This window comes from Acidovorax sp. Leaf191, assembly GCF_001424425.1.
GTDB lineage: Bacteria > Pseudomonadota > Gammaproteobacteria > Burkholderiales > Burkholderiaceae_C > Acidovorax.
Genome location: NZ_LMPT01000022.1, coordinates 206,313 through 227,483, shown reverse-complemented (window position 1 = coordinate 227,483; position 21,171 = coordinate 206,313). Strand labels below are relative to the sequence as shown.

General features: G+C 69.3%; 15 protein-coding genes. 10 read left to right on the top strand and 5 right to left on the bottom strand.

All coding sequences use genetic code 11. The features are described from left to right. Positions 1 to 9: 9 nt before the first annotated feature. Both ASG27_RS23495 and ASG27_RS23490 read right to left on the bottom strand, forming a co-directional pair. Positions 10 to 1,212 (bottom strand): ABC transporter substrate-binding protein, encoded by a 1,203-nt coding sequence (locus tag ASG27_RS23495; protein ID WP_056166363.1) that lies wholly within the window; start codon positions 1,210 to 1,212, stop codon positions 10 to 12. Positions 1,213 to 1,254: 42 nt separating this feature from the next. After that, positions 1,255 to 2,064 (bottom strand): GntR family transcriptional regulator, encoded by an 810-nt coding sequence (locus tag ASG27_RS23490; RefSeq protein WP_235503914.1) that lies wholly within the window; start codon positions 2,062 to 2,064, stop codon positions 1,255 to 1,257. Between the two features lie 338 nt (positions 2,065 to 2,402). On the opposite strand from ASG27_RS23490, the gene ASG27_RS23485 reads away from it, so the two are divergent. The 6 genes from ASG27_RS23485 (at position 2,403) to ASG27_RS23460 (ending at position 10,055) form a co-directional block, all read left to right on the top strand. Beyond that, a complete protein-coding gene (locus ASG27_RS23485; protein WP_056411999.1) occupies positions 2,403 to 3,101 on the top strand; it encodes a TetR/AcrR family transcriptional regulator in 699 nt (232 codons plus the stop codon). 2 nt (positions 3,102 to 3,103) lie between these two features. Further along, on the top strand, positions 3,104 to 4,279 hold the full coding sequence (locus tag ASG27_RS23480) for an efflux RND transporter periplasmic adaptor subunit (RefSeq protein ID WP_056411994.1): 1,176 nt from the start codon (positions 3,104 to 3,106) through the stop codon (positions 4,277 to 4,279). Positions 4,280 to 4,293: 14 nt separating this feature from the next. Next, positions 4,294 to 7,488: an efflux RND transporter permease subunit gene (locus tag ASG27_RS23475; protein ID WP_056411993.1), complete on the top strand. Its 3,195-nt coding sequence runs from the start codon at positions 4,294 to 4,296 to the stop codon at positions 7,486 to 7,488. Between the two features lie 41 nt (positions 7,489 to 7,529). Continuing rightward, complete coding sequence (locus ASG27_RS23470) at positions 7,530 to 8,243, top strand: protein-L-isoaspartate O-methyltransferase family protein (RefSeq protein WP_056411990.1); 714 nt, start codon at positions 7,530 to 7,532, stop codon at positions 8,241 to 8,243. 36 nt (positions 8,244 to 8,279) lie between these two features. Then, complete coding sequence (locus ASG27_RS23465; protein ID WP_056411988.1) at positions 8,280 to 8,621, top strand: rhodanese-like domain-containing protein; 342 nt, start codon at positions 8,280 to 8,282, stop codon at positions 8,619 to 8,621. 84 nt (positions 8,622 to 8,705) lie between these two features. After that, on the top strand, positions 8,706 to 10,055 hold the full coding sequence (locus tag ASG27_RS23460; protein ID WP_056411985.1) for a TolC family outer membrane protein: 1,350 nt from the start codon (positions 8,706 to 8,708) through the stop codon (positions 10,053 to 10,055). An 86-nt stretch (positions 10,056 to 10,141) separates the two neighbouring features. Here ASG27_RS23460 and ASG27_RS23455 read toward each other — a convergent pair whose 3' ends face one another. The 3 genes from ASG27_RS23455 to ASG27_RS23445 form a co-directional block, all read right to left on the bottom strand. After that, on the bottom strand, positions 10,142 to 11,524 hold the full coding sequence (locus ASG27_RS23455; RefSeq protein WP_056411983.1) for a 3-deoxy-D-manno-octulosonic acid transferase: 1,383 nt from the start codon (positions 11,522 to 11,524) through the stop codon (positions 10,142 to 10,144). Continuing rightward, entirely contained in the window at positions 11,521 to 12,312 is a 792-nt protein-coding gene (locus tag ASG27_RS23450) for a carbon-nitrogen hydrolase family protein (RefSeq protein ID WP_082486135.1), read from the bottom strand. The genes ASG27_RS23455 and ASG27_RS23450 overlap by 4 nt, the downstream gene beginning before the upstream one ends. 72 nt (positions 12,313 to 12,384) lie before the next feature. After that, entirely contained in the window at positions 12,385 to 13,773 is a 1,389-nt protein-coding gene (locus tag ASG27_RS23445) for a phosphomannomutase/phosphoglucomutase (protein ID WP_056411976.1), read from the bottom strand. 158 nt (positions 13,774 to 13,931) lie between these two features. Between ASG27_RS23445 and ASG27_RS23440 the strand changes: the two genes are divergently transcribed. The 4 genes from ASG27_RS23440 (at position 13,932) to ASG27_RS23425 (ending at position 21,150) form a co-directional block, all read left to right on the top strand. Next, complete coding sequence (locus ASG27_RS23440; protein WP_442854069.1) at positions 13,932 to 15,545, top strand: DNA-3-methyladenine glycosylase 2 family protein; 1,614 nt, start codon at positions 13,932 to 13,934, stop codon at positions 15,543 to 15,545. A gap of 64 nt (positions 15,546 to 15,609) precedes the next feature. Continuing rightward, positions 15,610 to 16,209: a methylated-DNA--[protein]-cysteine S-methyltransferase gene (locus ASG27_RS23435; RefSeq protein ID WP_082486134.1), complete on the top strand. Its 600-nt coding sequence runs from the start codon at positions 15,610 to 15,612 to the stop codon at positions 16,207 to 16,209. Further along, entirely contained in the window at positions 16,206 to 17,132 is a 927-nt protein-coding gene (locus tag ASG27_RS23430; RefSeq protein ID WP_056411970.1) for a DMT family transporter, read from the top strand. The genes ASG27_RS23435 and ASG27_RS23430 overlap by 4 nt, the downstream gene beginning before the upstream one ends. Positions 17,133 to 17,292: 160 nt before the next feature. After that, positions 17,293 to 21,150: a sensor domain-containing protein gene (locus ASG27_RS23425; RefSeq protein ID WP_056411967.1), complete on the top strand. Its 3,858-nt coding sequence runs from the start codon at positions 17,293 to 17,295 to the stop codon at positions 21,148 to 21,150. Positions 21,151 to 21,171: the final 21 nt, after the last annotated feature.

Sequence of the window (21,171 nt, the reverse complement as noted above, 5' to 3'; positions counted from 1 at the left end):
GTGGGTTTCTCAGGCCTTCAAGGGGAAGAGCGGGTCTGCTTCGCGGTAGTCGCGCGGGATGATGACCTTGATGTCCTTGTTCAGCACCTGGGTCATGAGTGGCTGGGCTCCCTGGTTCTGTCCGGCGACGAACTTGGTGGGGCCGTACGGCATGATGTGGTCGGCAAACGTGCTCTTTTCCAGCGCGTCGATCAGGGCGGCGCGGTCCATCGATTTGGCGCGCTCCAGCGCGTCGGCCAGCAGCCACATGGACGTGTAGGTCATGAACAGTTCGTAGCTGAAGAACAGGCCCTTGGCCTCCACCCGCTTCTTGAGGTCCTGCGCGCGCTTGTCCTTGGGGTTGAACCAGTGGTTGCAGTCGATGATGCCGTTGGCTGCGTCCGGAAACTCCTTGACGAACTTGTAGCTCGATGCGGCGCCGCCCAGCACCGAGTAGATGGCCTTGGGCGTGACCTTTTGCTGCTGCATGGTGCGCACCAGCAGCGCGTACTCGTTGTAGTAGTTGGCGGGGATCACGATGTCGGGGTTGACCGCCTTCATGCGCAGCACGATATTGTTGAAGTCGCGCGTGGGGTTGGCGTGCTTGACGACTTCCTTGACCTCGTAGCCGTAGCCCGGCAGCTCGCGCGACAGCAATTGGGCCGTACCGGAGCCGAACAGCGATTCCTCGTGGATGATCATCACCGTCTTGGCTGGCTTGCCGGCGGCGGTGTTGAGCACGTGCAGGTTGGCCATGGCCGTCTCGGTGCACTTCTTGTAGCCGGGGCCGAAGCGGAAGGTGTTCTTGAGGCCCCGCTCCACGATCTGGTCGGCCACGCCCACGTCCACGATGTGCGGCAGGTTGTACTTGGCGGCGGCCTGTGTGGTGGCCAGGCAGATGGCCGACGCGAAGGCGCCGACCACGGCGGACACGCCCGCCTCGTTCATCTTCTCGACCTCGGCCGCGCCGGCCTGGGGCTGCGACTGCGCGTCGCCCAGCAAGGCCTCGAGCTTGGCGCCGCCCAGGGACTTGATGCCGCCGGCCTTGTTGATGTCCTCGATGGCCATCATCGCGCCCTCGCGGCACTGCTGGCCCGAGTACGCCAGCGCGCCCGTCACCGGGTGCAGCACACCCACCTTGATGGCCTTGGCCTGGGCCCCGCCCACCAGGGGGAAGGCCAGGGCCGATGCGGCGGCAGCCGACTGGGATAGGAAATGGCGGCGGTTACTCATGGGCGTTCTCCTTGGGGGGGGGTCGGGGGGCGGTCGTTGTGATCAGTGGAACTGGGCGGACAGCTCTTTGCTGACCCAGACCTTGGCGTCGATGCTGCCGACGCGCGACAGCTGCATCTCGTATTCGTAGCGGTCCGGCCGGTACAGGCCATGCAGCCATTGCACCGGCCGCTCCTGGTCGTCCAGGATCAGGCGGCGCACCGCCAGCAGGGCCGAGCCCACGGCCACATCCAGGTGGCGGGCGACGACGGCATCGGCCAGCTTGGCGGAAATCGTCTGGTGGGCGCGGCCCACCTTCACGCCGGATTCCTCCAGCAACACCAGGATGGGCTTGCGGGCCAGCTCGCGCCGGCCGAACTGGCGGGCGATGTCGGCGGGCACGTAGGTGGTGATGTGCGACAGAGGGCCTTCACGCGTGCTGCGCACCCGCACTGCCTTCTGCACCGAGTCGCCCACGGCGATCTGCAGCGCACCGGCCACGGCGCGAGAGGCCGTCACCGTCTCCACATCGAGCACCTTGACCGAGGTGCGCAGACCCATGCTGACCAGATTTTCGAGCAGGCCCGTCAGTTGCGCGCGGTTGCTGTGGGGGGAGCCATCCGCACTGCCCTGCCCTGCGTCGGGCTGCAGCACGGGCCGGGTGCCGCGGCCGGGTTGGCGCGAGATCAGGCCTTCGCCCTGCAGCAGCTCCAGCGCGCGGCGCACGGTGACGCGGGCCACGGAGAACTGCTCCATCAGCGCCAGCTCGCCCGGCAGGCCCGCGGCGAAGTGGCCTTCCTGCAATTGCTCGCGCAGCACCAGGTAGATCTGGTGGTACTTGGGCAGTGGCAGCTTGGGCGACATGGGGTTCATCGTCAAGCATCGGTAATGTCCTGTCAATAAGACATTTAGGGTCGTTTGGTCCTGTTTTAAGGACATTTGCGCCAGAGAGCCAAAGCCCGCAAGGCGCTCCCTTTTTTGGAGCACGCTTTTGCACAAAGACGGGGCCTGCAGCAGCACGGCGCACCACCACGGGGCGTCGATGAACGCCCCTGCCAGGGTGCCTTCGCGGCCCAAAATCCGCACGCTCGGGGTTTACCCGCGGGTGTCGCCTGCGTGCCGGTTTTGCGGTCTGCCGGGCACCAACGAATTGACGCCAGCACACACCCTTGCTACATTACTAACCAGTCAGTCATTAACTAAACACCCCTTTGACCTCAGCCTCCCCACCCCCTTCAGCCGGAACCAAACGCGAGCGCCGCAAGGAAGCCCGCCCCGGCGAATTGCTGGAGGCAGCGCTGGACCTTTTTGTCGAAAAAGGCTTTGCGGCCACGCGTGTGGACGAGGTCGCCGCGCGGGCCGGAGTGTCCAAGGGCACGCTGTTCCTGTACTTCCCCAGCAAGGAAGAACTCTTCAAGGCCGTGGTGCGCCAGAACATCGCGGGCCGCTTCGAAGAGTGGACGCAGGAGCTCGAAACCTTCGAGGGCAGCACCACCGAGCTGCTGCGCTACTGCTACCAGGTCTGGTGGGAGCGCATCGGCTCCACCAAGGCGTCGGGCATCACCAAGCTGATGTTCAGCGAGGCGCAGAACTTCCCGGAAATCATGCAGTTCTACCGGCAGGAGGTGATCCTGCCCGGCCAGGGGCTGGTGCGCCGCATCATCGAGCGCGGCATCGAGCGCGGCGAGTTCCGCCCCGTGTCGCTCGATTACATCGTGCACGTGGTGCTTGCACCGATGATCTTCCTCATGATGTGGAAGCACTCGGTGTCGGTGTGCATTCCCGAAGGCATGGACCTGGACCCCGAGAAATTCATCGAGGCGCAGATCGACAACGTGCTCCATGGTCTGCTGGTGCGGGCCGATGGCCCGGCCACCGCCGCCCACTCCCCTTCCTCACGCGGCACCTGACCATGAAACGCTGGATTCCCTGGATGGCAGCAGCCGTCGTCGTCGTGTTGGTCGGCGGGGGCGCCTGGCGCGGCATGGCGGCCCGCCAGGCCCAGCAAAAAGCGCTGGCCGAAGCGTCGGCCCAGAAGGCGCAGGCACCGCTGCAGTTGGCGGCCGACGAGATCATCCTGGTGCGGCGCCAGAACCTGACGCTCGGGGTGCCGGTGTCCGGCTCGCTGCGTGCGGTCGAATCGGCCATGGTCAAGGCGCGCGTGGGCGGCGAGCTGCAAGGCCTGACGCTGCGCGAGGGCGACAGCGTCAAGGCCGGGCAGGAAGTGGCCCGCATCGACCCCACCGAGGCCCGGGCGCGCCTGCGACAGGCGCAGCAGCAGGCCGACGCGGCCAAGTCGCAGGTGGACATCAACCAGCGCCAGTACACCAACAACCGCGCGCTGGTGGACCAGGGCTTCATCTCGCCCACCGCGCTCGTCACGTCGCAGGCCAGCCTCGAATCCGCGCAGTCGAGCTACCAGGCCGCCGTGTCGGCCGCCGACGTGGCGCGCAAGTCGCTGGACGACACCGTGCTCAAGAGTCCCATCACCGGCCTGGTGGCACAGCGCCTGGCCCAGCCGGGCGAGCGCGTGGCCGTGGACGCCCGCATCATCGAAGTGGTGGACCTGTCGCGGCTGGAACTGGAAGCACTGCTCACCCCGGCCGATTCGCTGGCCGTGCGCGTGGGCCAGAAGGCGCTGCTGACCGTCGACGGCACAGCGACCCCGGTGCCTGCCACCGTGGCGCGCATCAACCCCAGCGCGCAGGCCGGCAGCCGCACCGTGCCGGTCTACCTGCGGGTGGACCAGGCCCAGGGCGACACGCCGCTGCGCCAGGGCCTGTTCGTGCAGGGCACGCTCGACACCGGCCGTGCCGAGGTGCTGACCGTGCCGCTGGACGCCGTGCGCACCGACAAGCCCGCGCCCTACCTGCAGACGGTCAAGGACGGCCGCATCGCGTACGCCGAGGTCAAGACCGGCGCGCGCTCGGTGGTCAACGGCCAGACCTGGGTCGCCGTCCAGGGCGTGGCAGAAGGCACGCCGGTGATCGACGGGCGCATCGGGCAACTGCGTGAAGGCACGGCGGTGGCCGCTGCCGCAGCGGCCCCGGCGGGCGCGTCCGCATCGGCGCCCCGCGCTGCCCCCTGACCGGCCCGCACCCCATGTGGTTCACCCAAGTCAGCCTCAAGAACCCGGTGTTCGCCACCATGGTGATGCTCGCCATCGTGGTGCTGGGTTTGTTTTCGTACCAGCGCCTGAAGGTCGACCAGTTCCCCAACATCGACTTTCCGGTGGTCGTGGTCACCGTGGACTACCCCGGTGCATCGCCCGAAATCGTGGAGAGCGAGGTCACCAAGAAGATCGAGGAAGGCGTCAACTCGATCGCCGGCATCAACGCCCTGACCTCGCGCAGCTACGAAGGCACTGCGGTGGTCATCATCGAGTTCCAGCTGCACATCGACGGCCGCAAGGCCGCCGAGGACGTGCGCGAGAAGGTGGCCACCGTGCGCCCCCTGCTGCGCACCGAGGTCAAGGAGCCGCGCGTGCTGCGCTTCGACCCCGCCAGCCGCGCCGTGTGGTCGCTGGCCGTGCTGCCGGATGACAAGGCGGGCGGCACGCAGCGCAGCGCGGTGGAGCTGACCACCTGGTCCGAGCAGGTGCTGAAAAAGCGCCTGGAGAACGTGCGCGGCGTGGGTGCCGTGAACCTGGTGGGTGCCACCAAGCGCGAGATCAACATCTACCTGAACCCGCAGGCGCTCGAAGCCTTCGGCGTGACGCCCGACCAGGTGGCCCAGGCCGTGCGCAACGAGAACCAGGACCTGCCCGTCGGCTCCATCCGGTCGCTGGCGCAAGACCGCGTGGTGCAGATCGACGCGCGCATGGAGCGGCCGGAGGACTTTGGCAAGATCATCGTCGCCCGCAAGAACGGTGCCCCCGTGCGGCTGGACCAGGTCGCCCGGGTCAACGATGGCGCCCAGGAAGTGGAAAGCCTGGCCCTGTACAACGGCCAGCGCACGCTGCTGCTGTCGGTGCAGAAGTCGCAGGGCGAGAACACCATCGAGGTGGTGGACGGCCTCACCGCGGCCGTGGCAGAGCTCAAGAACCAGTTGCCCCCCGGCGTGCGCCTGGAGACCATCGGCGACAGCGCCCGACCCATCCGCGTGGCGGTGAACAACGTGCGCCAGACGCTGATCGAGGGCGCCATCCTCACGGTGCTGATCGTCTTTCTGTTCCTGAACTCCTGGCGCTCCACCGTGATCACCGGGCTCACGCTGCCGATCGCGCTGATCGGCACGTTCCTGTTCATGAACATGTTCGGCTTCACCATCAACATGATCACGCTGATGGCGCTCTCCCTGTGCGTGGGCCTGTTGATCGACGACGCCATCGTGGTGCGCGAGAACATCGTGCGGCACGTGCAGATGGGCAAGTCGGCCTACAACGCGGCCATGGACGGCACGCAGGAGATTGGCCTGGCGGTGCTGGCCACCACGCTGTCCATCGTGGCGGTGTTCATGCCCATCGGGTTCATGGGCGGCATCATTGGCAAGTTTTTTCACGAGTTCGGCATCACCATCGTCGCGGCGGTGATGATCTCGATGTTCGTGAGCTTCACGCTCGACCCGATGCTGTCGAGCATCTGGCACGACCCCAGCATCCACGGGCATGGCCACAAGACCGGGCCCGTCACCTTCTACGACGAGACCATCGGCCGCGTCACCGGCTGGTTCGACCGTGCCACCGAGGCGCTGGCCGAGGGTTACCAGCGCATCCTGCGCTGGTCGCTGGTGCACAAGGTGGCGACGATGGCCATAGCGCTGGCCGTCTTCGTGCTGAGCATCTTCATGGTGCCGCTGCTGGGCACCGAGTTCGTGCCCAAGGCCGATTTCTCCGAAACCTCGCTCAACTTCTACACGCCCGTCGGCTCGTCGCTGGAAGCCACCGAGGCCAAGGCACGGCAGGTGGAAGGCATCCTGCGCGAGATGCCCGAGGTGCGCTACACGCTCTCTACCATCAACACCGGCAGCGCGCAGGGCAAGATCTACGCCAACATCTACGTGCGCCTGGTGGACCGCAAGGACCGCAGCCGCAGCGTGGACCAGATGTCCGACGTGCTGCGCGAGCGCCTGAAGACTGTGCCCGGCATCACCATCACCCACGTGGGCCTGCTGGACGCCGTGGGCGGCCAAAAGCAGGTGGAGTTCTCGCTGCAGGGCCCGGACCTGCAGGAGCTGGAGCGCCTGACCAAGGTGGTGACCGAGAAGATCCGCGGCATCCCCGGCCTGGTGGACCTGGACACCAGCGCCAAGCCCAACAAGCCGGTCATCGCGCTCGACGTGCGGCGCGATGCGGCGTCGGACCTGGGCCTGTCGGTGTCGCAGATGGCCGCATCGCTGCGCACCCTGGTGGCCGGCACCACCGTGGGCAACTGGCGCGCGCCGGACGACCAGACCTACGACGTGAACGTGCGCCTGGCCCCCGAGGCCCGCACCGCCCCGCAAGACCTGGAGCGCCTGCCGTTCGCCCTGGCCAACGCCGACGGCACCACGCGCATCGTGCGCCTGAACCAGGTGGCCAGCGTGACCGAGTCCACCGGCGCCAACCAGATCAACCGGCGCGACCTGACCCGCGAGGTGGCGGTGAACGCCAACGTGTCGCAGCGCTCGGCCGGAGAGGTGTCGAACGACATCAAGAAGGCGCTGGAGGGCGTGAGCTTTCCGCCGGGCTACCGCTACCAGTTCGGCGGCTCCACCAAGAACATGGCCGAATCGTTCGGCTACGCCATCTCGGCCCTGGCCATGGCGATCATCTTCATCTACATGATTCTGGCGAGCCAGTTCAAGAGCTTTTTGCAGCCGCTGGCGCTCATGACCTCGCTGCCGCTCACGCTGATCGGCGTGGTCCTGGCGCTCCTGATGTTCCGCTCCACGCTGTCGATGTTCTCCATCATCGGCGTGGTGATGCTGATGGGCCTGGTGACCAAGAACGCCATCCTGCTGGTGGACTTTGCGATCCGTGCCCGCGAGGAACACGTGAACGACGAGGGCCGCACCGTGCCTGGCCTGCCCCGCGCGGACGCCCTGCTGCTGGCCGCGCGCGTGCGGCTGCGCCCCATCCTCATGACCACGCTGGCCATGATCTTCGGCATGGTGCCGCTGGCGTTTGCGCTGTCCGAGGGCTCCGAGCAGCGTGCCCCCATGGGCCAGGCGGTGATCGGCGGCGTCATCACCTCATCGCTGCTCACGCTGGTGGTGGTGCCGGTGGTTTATTGCTACATGGACGACCTGGCAGGCTGGGCCCGCCGCAAATTCGGCAGCGCCCGCGCAACGCCCCCTAAAATCGAGGGTTTGTCCTGATCGTTCCGATCGGCCCTGCACCCGCCCCACGGAGAAATCCCATGAACATGCCCCTGAACTCCTCTGCCAACATCAGCGACCCCGTCGCCCAGGCCCGCTACAACATGATCGAGCAGCAGATCCGTCCGTGGAACGTGCTCGACTTCGACGTGCTGGAACTGCTGGCCGTGGTACGCCGCGAACAGTTCGTGCCGCCGGCCTACAGCAGCATGGCGTTCATGGACATCGAAGTGCCGCTGCTGGGCGGCGACGCCGAAGAGGCCGTGCGCCTGGGCCACAGCATGCTGCAGCCGCGCGTGGAAGCTCGCATCCTGCAGGACCTGCAGATCAAGCCCACCGACCGCGTGCTGGAGATCGGCGCGGGTTCGGGCTACATGGCGGCCCTGCTGGCCCACCGCGCCGAGCGCGTGGTGTCGCTCGAAATCAACGCAGAGCTGGCCGAGATGGCCCGCGAGAACCTGCGTGACGCTGGCATCCAGAACGCCGACGTGCGCCAGGCCGACGGCGCGCGCGATGCGATCCCCGATGGTCCCTTCGATGTGATCGTGCTCAGCGGCTCCGTGGCCGAAGTGCCCGCCGCCCTGCTCTCCCAGCTGCGCGACGGCGGCCGCCTGGGCGCCATCGTGGGCAGCGAGCCCGTGATGCGCTTCACCCTGACGCGCCGCACCGGCGACCGCTTCGAGACCACGTCGCCCTGGGACACCATCGCGCCGCGTCTCGTCGGCTTCCCCGAGCCATCCGGCTTCACGTTCTGATTTTCAGCGTCTGATTTTTTCCTTTCGGAGTTCTGCATGATCGACCACGTCCGCCCCGCCCAGCTGTCTGCCTGGTTCGCCTCGGCCCCGGAAGGCAGCCAGCCCCTGGTGCTGGACGTGCGCGAGCCCTGGGAGCTGCAAACCGCGAGCGTGCGCGCCGACGGTTTCGAGCTGGTCGCCATCCCCATGGGTGAGCTGACCGGACGCCTGAACGAACTCGACCCCACGCGCCCCATTGCCTGCCTGTGCCACCACGGCGCCCGCAGCCTGCGCGTGGCGGCCTTTCTGGAGCACCACGGGTTCGAGCGCCTGGCCAACATCACGGGCGGCATCGACGTGTGGTCGCATGAGAACGACCCGGCCGTGCCCCGGTACTGAAGCCCGCTGCCGCCGCCCCGACGTTCCCAGCCTGTTCTTTCTGTCTCCCACCCTCCGATCCGCAGACTTCTCCGAAGGACTTTCATGACGACCCCGCTCCGGCCACATCCTTTGTCACCCCTGTCCCTGGCACTGGGGACCTTGCTGGCCACGGCGCTGTGTGCACCCGTGCACGCCCAGAGCCTGCTGGAAGTGGTGGAATCGGCCCGCACCTACGACACGGCCTGGCAGTCGGCCCGTGCGCAACTGGATGCGGCGGCGCGCCGTGCCGACCAGGCCCGTGCCGGCCTGCTGCCCACCGCCGGGTTGACAGCCGGCCTGAGCCGGGCCAATGTGGAACTGAGCCGACCTCCGGTCGAGAACACCGGCACGCAGCAGACCGTGGGCGTGCAGGCGTCGCAGCCCTTGTTCCGCCCCGCCAACCGCATCAACCTGGAGCAGAGCCAGCGCGGCATCGACGTGGCGCAGGCGCAGCTCGACGCCGCCACGCAGGACCTGCTGGTGCGCGTGAGCCAGGCGTACTTCGACGTGCTGGCCGCACAGGACACGCTGACCTTCGTGCAGGCGCAAAAAGCCGCCGTGTCCGAGCAGCTGGCGTCGGCCAAGCGCAATTTCGAGGTGGGCACCACCACCGTCACCGATTCGCGCGAAGCCCAGGCCCGCTACGACCTGGTGATCGCGCAGGAGATCGCGGCCGAGAACGACCTGCGTGTGAAGCGCCTGGCGCTCGACCAGCTGGTCGGCATCACCGGCACGACCCCCAAGCCGCTCGCCCTGCCCGTGCCGCTGCCCACCGTGCAGCCCGACAATGTGGCCCTGTGGGTGGACACCGCCCGCGACCAGCAGCCCGGCGTGCGCCAGGCGGTCATCGCGCTCGACATCGCGCGGCTGGAGACCAAGAAGGCCGAAACCGGCCACCTGCCCACGGTGGACCTGCAGGCGGGCTACAACATCACGCGCAACCCCCACGGCACCGTCACATCCCCGGGCGTGAACAGCCGCACCAACAGCGCCAGCGTTGGCGTGGCTTTGAATCTGCCCCTGTTTGCCGGCTTCTCGGTGCAAAACCGCATCCGTGAAACCCTGGCGCTGGAAGACAAGGCCGCCGCCGACCTGGAAACCACCCGGCGCAACGTGGCCCAGGCCACGCGCGCCGCGTTCTTCGGCGTGCAGTCCGGCCAGGGCCAGGTGCAGGCGCTCGAGGCGGCCGAAGCCTCCAGCCAGAGCGCGCTGGACGCCAACAAGCTCGGCTACCAGGTGGGTGTGCGCATCAACATCGACGTGCTGAACGCCCAGAGCCAGCTGTTCCAGACCAAGCGCGACCTGGCCCAGGCCCGCTACAACGTGCTGCTGGGCACGCTGAAGCTGCGCCAGGCGGCCGGCACGCTGACGCAGCAGGATGTCGAGGCGATCAACGCGTTGCTGACCCGGTAACCAGGTCGCCGCGCTGACCCGCGCAGTCGGGTCTTCAGCGCCCCCGCCACACCGGCGGCGGTGCGTCGTCAGTCGCCGGGGTCGTCTCAGCGGCCCGCGGGCTGTGACCTGGCGGGCAACACGATGCCCAGCACGGCCTGCGCCGTGGCCAGCGCCCCGCCCCGGTGGTCGTCGGCAAAGCGGCTGGCGCGTTCGCTGGCGCTGCGCTGCAGGTCAGCGTCACCCGCCAGACCCACCGCCTGCGCCATGCCTGCCGCCATGTCGGTCACACGCCGCGCAGCGCCTGCCGCGCAGGCCAGTTCTGCCGCGTCCGCAAAATTGAAGGTGTGCGGGCCCAGCACCACCGGGCAGCCGCACGCAGCCGCCTCGATGAGGTTCTGGCCGCCCAGCGGCGCGAAGCTGCCGCCCAGCATCGCCACATGGGCCAGGCCGTAGTACAGCGCCATCTCGCCCAGCGAGTCGCCCAGCCAGACATCGGCCGCGTCGGGCGCAGCCGCCCAGGTGCTGCGGCGCGACACGGTCAGGCCGGCGTGCAGCAGCAACTGGTGCACTTCGTCGAAGCGCTGTGGGTGTCGCGGCACGATGAGCCACTGCACGCTGCGAGCGCTGGCGGCATTTTCGCCCGATGCTTCACTATTGATAGCGCCTTGCGCTTGCCCAGCAAGCGGTAGCGCCGTTTTTTCCTTGAAATTCTCCAGCCACATCGCCTCCTCGCCTTCGCGGCTGCTGGCCAGCATGACGACCGGCCGCGCGGCCTGATCGCGCCAGGCGCGGCCTTGCGAGAGCTGCTGGGCGTCGGGCACCACGTCGAACTTCAGGTTGCCGAACACGCCGCGCACCTTGGCGCCGATGGCGCGCAGCCGGCTGGCGTCGCCCTCGGTCTGGGCCCACACGGCCGTCAGTCCGCCATAGGCGGGGCGCGCCAGCGGGGCCAGGCGCTGGGCATTGCGCAGCGATTTGGCGTTCAGCCGGGCATTGGCCAGTACCAGCGGCACGTTGCGCCGGCGGCAGCCCGCCACCAGGTTGGGCCAGACCTCCGTTTCCATGAGGATGCCGATGGCCGGGCGGAACTTGCGCAGAAAGCGCGCCACCGCGCCGGGCGTGTCCCAGGGCTGCCACACCTGCACGTCGCCGGGCAGCAGCAGCTTTTCGCCCTCGGCCCGGCCGGTGGCAGTGCCGTGCGTGAGCAGCAGGCGCATGCCGGGCAGCTCCTGGCGCAGCGCGGCCAGCAGGATGGCGGCGGCGCGGGTCTCGCCCAGCGACACGGCGTGGATCCACACGAACCGGCCCAGCGGGTCCGAGCTGCTGTGCGGCATGAGGCTGTCGATGGGCGCCGGGTAGCGACCAAAGCGCTCGCCGATCGCGTGGCCGTAGCCGGGCTCGGCCTGGGCGCGGCGGCGCAGCTTGCGGCGCAGCAGCGGCTGTGCGCCCCAGGTGACCACCGAATAGAGCGCGCGGGCGGGGTTCATGCCGCGGCGAGGTGCAGGTCGACCGACACCACACCGCCGCTCCAGCCGCTGTCGCCGCGCGCCGCCCACACGATGCAGGGCACGTCGCCATCGGCCGCCACCACGCAGCGGCCACCCGCCTCCCAGAAGGCACTGCCGCCGGCGCTGACGTAGCCGCCGGACGGCCCGCTGTAGTTGGCCAGCAGCACGGCCATGCCGTGGTCGCGTGCATAGCCCTGCAGCAGCTCGGATTCAGGGCCGTAGCCCTGGTGGCTGACCAGCGCTCCGGCGGCGTACAGCGTGGCACCGGCCGCGTGCGCGGCACGGGCATGCTCGGGGTGCGTGATGTCGGCGCACACCGCCATGCCCGTGGGCTCGCCCGCCAGCAGGTGCACCTGCGCGTCGTCGGTGCCCGGGCTGGCAAAGGACTCTTCGCTGGCATGCAGGTGGCGCTTGCGGTACAGCGCGGCGCTGCCGTCGCCATGGAGCACCCAGGCGCCGATGGCGGGCAGTGCGCCGTCCTGCACCGGCGCGGCGGGGCCGCCCACCACCAGGGCCATGCCATGGTCGCGCGCAGCCTGGCGCAGAGGCGCCAGCGCCGCGTGGTCGGCATGCAGCACGTTGGCGGCCAGCACGGACGGCTCGTAGCCGGTGAGCGAGAGCTCCGGGAACACCAGCACCTGCACCCCCTGGCTCGCCGCCACCCGCACATAGGCCAGGTGGGTCTGCACGTTGCGCGCCACATCTCCCGGGACGGAGGGCGACTGTGCGGCGGCAACGCGCAAGGGGGTCGAAAACTGTGGGTTCACGCAGGCAACTCGCTCAAAATCAACGGTGAAAGAAGGTGGCAACGACAGTCAAAGCCAGGGCCAGGGCGCCCATCAATGGCTGGCAGCGCCCACATGGGCGTCGGGCTTGACCTTGTGCAGCAGCGCCAGCATGGCCGCCTCGATGCGCGCCAGCGCCTCGGGGGTGTGGCCTTCGAAGCGCAGCACCAGCACGGGCGTGGTGTTGCTGGCGCGGATCAGGCCGAAGCCGTCCGGCCAGTCGACCCGCAGGCCGTCGATCGTGCTCACGGTGGCGGGCGCCGAGAAGGTGCCGGCGGCCAGGCCCTGCAGCTCGGCCGTCAGGCGGTGCGGCTCGCCCTCGGCGCACGAGACATTGAGCTCGGGCGTGGAGAAGCTGGTGGGCAGGGCGTTGAGCACGGCGCTCGGGTCTTGCGACCGGCTCAGAATCTCCAGCAGGCGGCAGCCCGCGTAGGTGCCGTCGTCGAAGCCGTACCAGCGCTCCTTGAAGAAGATGTGGCCGCTCATCTCGCCGCCCAGCGGAGAATTCGTCTCCTTCATGCGGGCCTTGATGAGCGAGTGGCCGGTCTTGAACATCACCGGCACGCCGCCGGCCGCCGCAATGGCGGGCGCCAGGCGCTGGGTGCACTTCACGTCGAAGATGATCTCGCCGCCGGGTACGCGCGAGAGCACGTCCTGGGCGAACAGCATCATCTGGCGGTCGGGGAAGATGTTGGTGCCGTCCTTGGTCACGATGCCCAGACGGTCGCCGTCGCCGTCGAAGGCCAGGCCCAGTTCGGCGTCGCTGGTCTTCAGGGCCTCGATCAGGTCGCGCAGGTTCTCGGGCTTGCTCGGGTCGGGGTGGTGGTTGGGGAAGTTGCCGTCCACCTCGGAGAACAGCTCGACCACCTCGCAGCCCAGCGCCCGGAAGATGCCGGGTGCCGACGCACCGGCGATGCCGTTGCCGCAGTCCACCACCACCTTGAGCGGGCGGGCGAGTTGGATGTCGCCCACGATGCGCTCGGTGTACGCCGGCAGCACGTCCACATGCCGCACCGAGCCGCCGGCCTGCAGCCGCCAGCTTTCCTGCTCCATGGTGCGGCGCAGGCCCTGGATCTCTTCGCCATAGATGGCGCGGCCGTTGAGCACCATCTTGAAGCCGTTGTAGTCCTTGGGGTTGTGGCTGCCCGTGACCTGGATGCCGCTGTGGCACAGCGTGCTGGCCGCAAAATACAGCATGGGCGTGGTCACCAGGCCCACATCGATCACCTCGATGCCCGCTTCCACCAGCCCCTGGATCAGCGCCGCCGACATGGCCGGGCCCGACAGGCGCCCGTCGCGGCCCACGGCCACCGTGGTCTGGCCTTCGGCGCGGGCGGCGGTGCCAAAGGCCCGGCCCAGGCCCAGGGCCACGTCTTCATTCAGGGTGGACGGCACGATGCCGCGGATGTCGTAGGCTTTGAAAATGGCGGGCGTGGGTTGCACGTAGGGGCCTTTCGAGAAGGGATGAGAGGGAGTCCGACACATTGTAGGCGGGGCATTCCGTACCCCAGGGCAATCACCCCGCGGCCCGAAAACCGCCCAGGGAGGCACATGTCCGAAAACGGCCAGTGCGCACGCGCTCACTGCCTATGATCGGGCCCATGACCTCCCCTTCCCCGCCCTCTGCCGCCGCTGCCGATACCGCCCTGGATGACGGCCGCTACCTGGCGGTGATGGCGCGGGATGCGCGTTTCGACGGGCATTTCTTCACCGGCGTGACCTCCACCGGCATCTACTGCCGCCCCGTGTGCGCGGTGCGCACGCCGCGGCGCGAGAACTGCCGCTTTTTCGCCCTGGCCGCCCAGGCGGAACACGCGGGCTTTCGCCCGTGCCTGCGCTGCCGGCCCGAGCTGGCGCCCCAGGCCCTGGTGTGGTCGGTGCAGGATGCGAGCAGCATCCTGGTGCAGCAGGCGGTGCGGCTGCTGGATGCTCCGGACCTCTGGCCTGCCCAGGCCGCCCCCGCCGACAGCGGCGCCACGGTGGCCCGCCTGGCCGAGCGGCTGGGCGTGAGCGACCGGCACCTGCGCCGCATCTTTGAGGCCGCCCTGGGCGTGTCGCCCCTGCAGTACCTGCAGACACGCCGCCTGCTGACCGCCAAGCAGCTGCTCACCGACACCTGCATGCCCGTGACCCAGGTGGCGCTGGCCAGCGGCTTTGCCAGCGTGCGCCGCTTCAATGCGGCCTTTGTGGGGCACTACGGGCTCAACCCCACCCAGCTGCGGCGCAGCGGCATACCGGCCAGCAAGGGAGGCACAACCGGGTCACACGACACCGGCAGCACACTGCGCCTGGCCTGGCGCCCGCCGTTCGATGTGGGCGCGCTGCTGGCGTTCTTCGAGCGGCGGCAGTTCCACGGCGTCGAATGGGTGCTGCCGCACGAAGCCACGCTGCGGCGCACCGTGCGGCTGCCGGCCGCCTGCACCGGCATGGCGCAGGAGACCACCGGCTGGTTCAGCGCACGCTTCGACGTGGCCGGCCACCAGGTGCTGCTGCAGACCAGCGACAGCCTGTACCCGGTGCTGCCGCTCGTCATCCGCCGCGTGCGCGCCATGCTGGACCTGGACGCAGACCCCGCCGCCATCAACGCCGTGCTGCACCCGTACTTCCCGGACGGAGACGGCCTGCGCGTGCCCGGCGCGTTCGACGGCTTCGAGCTGGCGGTGCGCGCGGTGCTGGGCCAGCAGATCACCGTGGCCGCGGCGCGCACGCTGGGGCAGCGCCTGGTGGAGCGGCTGGGCGAGCCCATCGACACCCCCTGGCCTGCGCTCAACCGGCTGTTCCCCACCGCCGCCACGCTCGCCATGGCCGATGGCGACACCCTGGGCCAACTGGGCATCGTGCGCCAGCGGCAGGCCGCCATCGTGGCGCTGGCCCGCGCGGTGGACGGCGGGAGCCTGGCGCTGCAGGCGGGCGCCGACGTTGCCGCCACCACCGCCGCGCTGTGCGCCCTGCCCGGCATCGGCGACTGGACCGCGCAGTACATCGCCATGCGCGTGCTGCGCTGGCCCGATGCCTTCCCGGCGGGCGACGTGGCCCTGCACAAGGCGCTGCAGGTGCAGGGCGAGAAGAACCCGGCCCGCGCGGCGACGGAGGCCTCACAGGCGTGGCGCCCCTGGCGCAGCTATGCGGTGCTGCGGGCCTGGGCTGCGGGTACCACCGCCGTGGCGCAACCCGCTCCCACCAGCCCACTTCATGAAAAGCTATCAAAAATATAGCTGCTAGCGCTTTCCTATCAAGCGGTAGAGGGCATTTTTATTCATCAATCGACAGGATTCACCCATGTTCTTCCACCCCCACACCGTGCAGACGGGCGCCAGCACAGTCCTGGGCCCCGTGCGCCTGGCCGCGTCGCCCGCGGGCCTGTGCGGTGTCTGGTTCGAGGGCCAGCGGCACGAGCCCGTCCACCTGCTGCACGGCGATCGCGCCTGGGCCGAGGCGGCCGGCCACACCCTGCTGCAAGAGGCCGCAGGCCAGCTGCAGCAGTACCTGCGGGGCGAGCGGCATGGTTTCGATGTGCCGCTGGACCTGTCGGGCGGCACGGCGTTTCAGCAGGACGTATGGCGCGCGCTGCTGGCCATCGGCCGCGGTGGCACCACCAGCTATGGGCGCCTCGGCCAGCAACTGGGCCGGCCGCTGGCGGTGCGCGCCGTGGGCGCGGCCGTGGGGCGCAATCCGGTCAGCGTGATCGTGCCGTGCCACCGCGTGCTCGGTGCAGACGGCAGCCTGACCGGTTACGCTGGAGGGCTGGACCGCAAAACGGCGCTGCTGGCGCTGGAACATGCGCCGCACCGGCACGACCACCCGCAGCCACCGCACCTGCGGCAGCAGCCTTGGCTGCCGGACGACCACGACATTCAAACCCTGAAAGAGCACGCATGAACAGCCCGGGAACCCAACCCGTCACCGCCTGGATCGGCGAATTCACTCTGCTGGCGGCGCTGTGGGGATCATCCTTCCTCTTCATGCGCCTGGGCGCCTCGGAGTTCGGCCCGCTGCCCACCGCCGGGCTGCGCGTGGCGCTGGCCACGGTGTTCCTGTGGCCCATCATGCTGCGCCAGGGCCACTGGCCCGCCTTCCGCCAGCACTGGCGGCCCATCATGTTCGCGGGCGTCATCAACTCGGCGATCCCGTTCGCGCTGTTCTCCTGGGCGGTGCTGCACATCGCCACCGGGCTGTCGTCCATCCTGAACGCCACGGTGCCGCTGTTCGGCGCGTTGATCGCCTGGGCCTGGCTGGGTGACCGCATCAACCGGCTGCGATGGGCGGGCCTGGCGCTCGGCTTCCTGGGCGTTGCGCTGCTGGCCTGGCGCGCGCCGGCGGGCACGGGCTTCAAGACCGACAGCGCTGAATGGGCCATTGCCGCCTGCCTGCTGGCGTCGTGCTTCTATGGGGTGTCGGCCAGCTTCGCGCGGCGCCACCTCACCGGCATTCCGCCGCTGGCCACGGCCACCGGCAGCCAGCTGGGCGCGGCGCTGGGCCTGGCGCTGCCCACGCTCTGGCTGTGGCCGGCGCAAATGCCGGGCCTGCGCGCCTGGGGCGCCATCGTGGCCATGGCGGTGCTGTGCACCGGCATTGCGTACATCCTGTACTTCCGCCTCATCGCGAGTGCAGGCCCCAGCCGGGCGCTGGCGGTAACCTTCATCGCGCCGGTGTTCGCCGTGCTGTACGGCTCCGTCTTCCTGGGCGAGCGCATCACGCCGTGGATGGTGGGCTGCGCGCTGGTGATCGTTTGCGGCACGCTGCTGTCAACGGGGCTTATCAGGACGCTGCGCCCCGGGCGCGCCCAGCCGGAACAGCCATAAACTCGGGGAATGGTTTTTCCCCTGGGCTGCTGCGACCGGATGCTTGTGCTTGACGACAGCACAGGATGCGGTGCCGGCGCAGTTTGCGCCCGGCCCAAGGCGCTGACAGCCGCCACGGCCATCAGCCCCTGGCAGGTCTGCCACCGCTTCGCACACCGCCATGGGTAACAACACCCTGATGGCGGGCACGGTGCTGATGCTGCTCCTGCTGGTGCTGGAGTGGCTGCCGCCGCACGAAGCGCTGCGCCCGTCCCGGCGCACGCGCTGGCTGCTGGGCGCCGCGGGCGGCCTGGTGTCGGCGACAGCTTTCACCGCCCTGCACTGGAACGCGCCCGAGCTGGGCATCGTGGCCTACCCCACCGTCGTCGCGTTCATGGGCCTGTATTTCGGCGGACTGCCGGCGGCCGTCACCGCCCTGGCTGCGCTGCTGGCCGTGGTGTTCATGGCCCCGTCCGCCACGCCCCCCGCCGTGATGGTGCTGGGGGCCACCTGGCTGCTGGCCTGGCTGTGGCGGCGCGCATCACGGCGCCTGCCTTTGCGGTCGGCAGCGTGGATCGCCCTCGCGGGCCTGACGGTGACCCTGCCGCTGACCGTGTCGGCCTGCCTGTGGCTGGCCAACCAGGTGCCCGGCACCCTGGGACCCTGGCCCACCACGCTGCCCTGGCACCACGGCGCAGGCTTTTTGATGCTGGGCGTGGGCCGCCTGCTGCTGGCCGGCAAGGCCCGCGCAGAGATGGCGCGCACCAGCACCCAGGAGGCGCTGGTGCAGCGCGAGCAGCAACTGCAACTGGCCATGGACGCACTGGGCGGTGGCCGGTGGGAATGGGATGTGGTCGAACGCCAGTTCCGCTGCCACGGTAAGTTCTACGAGGCCTTCGGCGTGAGCTGCGAAGAGGCCGATGCGAAAGGCCTGTGGGAGCGCTGGTACGGGCGCCGCCACCCGCTGGACGCCGAGCGCAATGCCGCCCGGCTCGAGCGCGCCATGGACGGGCTGGACGAAACCTACGAAGCCGAGTTCCGCGTGCTGGACACCGATGGCCGCTGGCGCTGGCTGATGTCGCGCGGCACCGTGGCCCGGCGCGACGCCCAGGGCCGACCCACCGCCCTCATCGGCATGGACGTGGACATCACCGCCCATCGCGAGGTGGAAGATGCGCTGCGCTCGTCCGAGGCCAAGTACACGACCTTCTACCAGACGCTGCCCGACCCGGCGGGCATCTCGCGCATCTCGGACGGGCGCTACATCGACGTGAACCCGGCCTTTTGCGAGGTGCTGGGCCGCCCGCGCGAGGAGGTGATCGGCCGCACGTCCACCGAGCTCGACATCTGGGCGTCGGAGCAGGAACGCGCCCGGCTGGTCGAGACCTTCCGGCGCGATGGCCGGGTGGACCGCCTGCCGCTGGTGGCGCAGGGCCGGGGTGTGCGCATCCCGGGCCTCATGTCGGCACGCTCCGTGCTTGTGGACGGCGAGAACTGCTTTGTTTTCATCTTCCACGACATGACCGAAGCCCATCGCACCAGCGACGAGCTGCGGGCCCTCAACAGCCTGCTGCAGCAGGCCGGCCGCATGGCGCGCCTGGGCGCCTGGGAGGACGAACGCGGGCGCGGCCTGGTGTACTGGTCGGACGTGTGCTTCGACATCCACGGCCTGCCCCCGGGCTCGCCGCTGCCCCACGACTACATCGACCGCCTGGTGGCACCGGACTACCGCGAGCCATTGCGCGAGCGCATCCGCCAGAGCATCCGCGAACGCACCGAGTGGAGCATGGAGATGGAGGTGCTGCACGCCGATGGGCGCCAGGTGTGGGTGCGCGCACGGGGCGAGCCCGTGGTCGACAACGGCCGCGTCACCCGCGTGCGTGGCGTGATGCAGGACATCGACGAGGCCAAGCGCTCGGACCAGCGCCTGCGCCATTCCGAGGAACGGTTCTCGCGCATCTTTCACCTCATGCCCTTCCCCATGGGCCTGTCACACCGCAACGACGGGCGGTATGTGGACATCAACCCCGCGTGGGTGGAACTGCTGGGCATACCGCGCGAGCAGGCGATTGGCCGCACCGCCATCGAACTGGGCATCTTCACCGAGGAAGACCGCGCGCGCCTGCTGGAGGCCGAGGGCGGCACGGGGCACCTGGGCAGCTACGAAATCACGCTGAACGTGCGCGGCGGACCGCCCCGCACGGTGCTGCAGTCCATGCGCGCCACCCAGTTCGACGGGGAGCCCTGCTGGCTGTTCTCGGTGCACGACATCACCGACCGCAAGAGAAGCGAAGAGCAGGTGCGCGAACGCGAAGAACTGCTCTCGCTCACCATCTCGGCCGCGTCGCTGGGCCTGTGGGACTGGAACCTGCAGACCGGCGCCGTGAGCGGCGATACCCGCTGGCGCACCATGCGCGGGCTGTCACCGCTCGAATCCCCCGAAGCGGCGCCCGCGACCATCCAGTGGACGAGCGGCATCGCCCCCGACGACATCGACCGCATCACGGCCGAGATGGCGCGCCACATCTCCCATCCCGGCACTCCGTTCGACGCCACCTGGCGGGTGAACCAGGCCGGAGACGCCGTGCGCTGGGTGCGCAGCCTGGGCAAGATCGTCGGCGCCGACGCGCATGGCCGCGCCCAACGCATGCTGGGCGTGGCCATCGATGTGACCCCCCAGCGCGAGCAGGAGGTCCTGCTGCAGCGGCTGGCACTGTTCGACGCGCTCACTGGCCTGCCCAACCGCGTGCTGCTGGCGCGCAAGCTGCAGGACTCCATGGCGCAGGCGCGCAAGCGCGGCACTCCGTTGGGCGTGGCCTACCTGGACCTGGACGGCTTCAAGCCCGTGAACGACCGCCTGGGCCATGGAGCCGGCGACCGCCTGCTGGTGGTGGTGGCCGGCCGGCTGACCCGCGCCCTGCGCCCGCTCGACACCGTGGCCCGCCTGGGCGGCGACGAGTTCGTGATCCTGCTGCCCGAGCTGGAATCCGTGCACGACTGCGAGCGCATGCTGCACCGGGTGATGGAGAGCATCTCAGCCCCCTACACGCTGGACACCGAGCGCGTGGTCGTCACGGCCAGCATCGGCTACACCGTGTTCCCGCAGGACGATGCCGACGCAGACACCCTGCTGCGCCATGCCGACCAGGCCATGTACGCCGCCAAGCAGGCCGGGCGCAACCGATTCCACCAATTCGACGCGGCCCAGGAGCGCGCGCTGCAGTTGCTGCGCGAACAGGGGCGCCACCTGCAAGGCGCGCTGGCGGACGCACAGTTCACGCTGTACCTGCAGCCCAAGGTCGACATGAAAAGCGGCACCGTGGTGGGTGCCGAAGCGCTCACCCGGTGGCAGCACCCCCAACGCGGCGTGGTCTCGCCCGGCGAGTTCCTGCCCATGCTGGAAGGCACCGAGCTTGAGATCGGCTTTGGGGAATGGGTCATCGAAGCCGCCTTCCAGGTGCTCGAACAGATGCAGGCCCGCAAGAACCCGCCAGGCCTGCCCATCAGCGTGAACATCGCCGCACAGCACCTGCAGCACCCGCGGTTTGCGGACTGGATGGCCGAATGCCTGGAGCGCCACCCCAGCGTGCCCGGCCGCCTGGTCGAGATCGAAATCACCGAAAGCGCCGCGCTGTACGACCTGGCCGCCGTGGCGCACACCCTGCACGCAGTGCGCGCCCTGGGGATGGCAGTGTCGCTCGACGACTTCGGCACCGGCTACTCGTCCCTCACCTACCTGCGCCGCCTGCCCATGGACACGCTCAAGATCGACCAGAGCTTCGTGCACGGCATGATGGGCGACCCCGGCGACCTGGCCATCGTACAAGGCGTGATCGGCCTGGCCCGCTCCTTCGGCTACCGCGTGATCGCCGAAGGCGTGGAAACCGTCGAGCAGGGACAGATGCTGCTGCAGCTGGGCTGCACGCAGGCCCAGGGGTATTGCATTGCCCGGCCGATGCCGCTCGGGGACTTTCTCAGCTGGTCATCGGAGTGGCAGCCGCCGCCGGGGTGGCAGCGGCATCGTCTCGTCCAACCCTGACGCGCCGCGCGCAGGTAACCC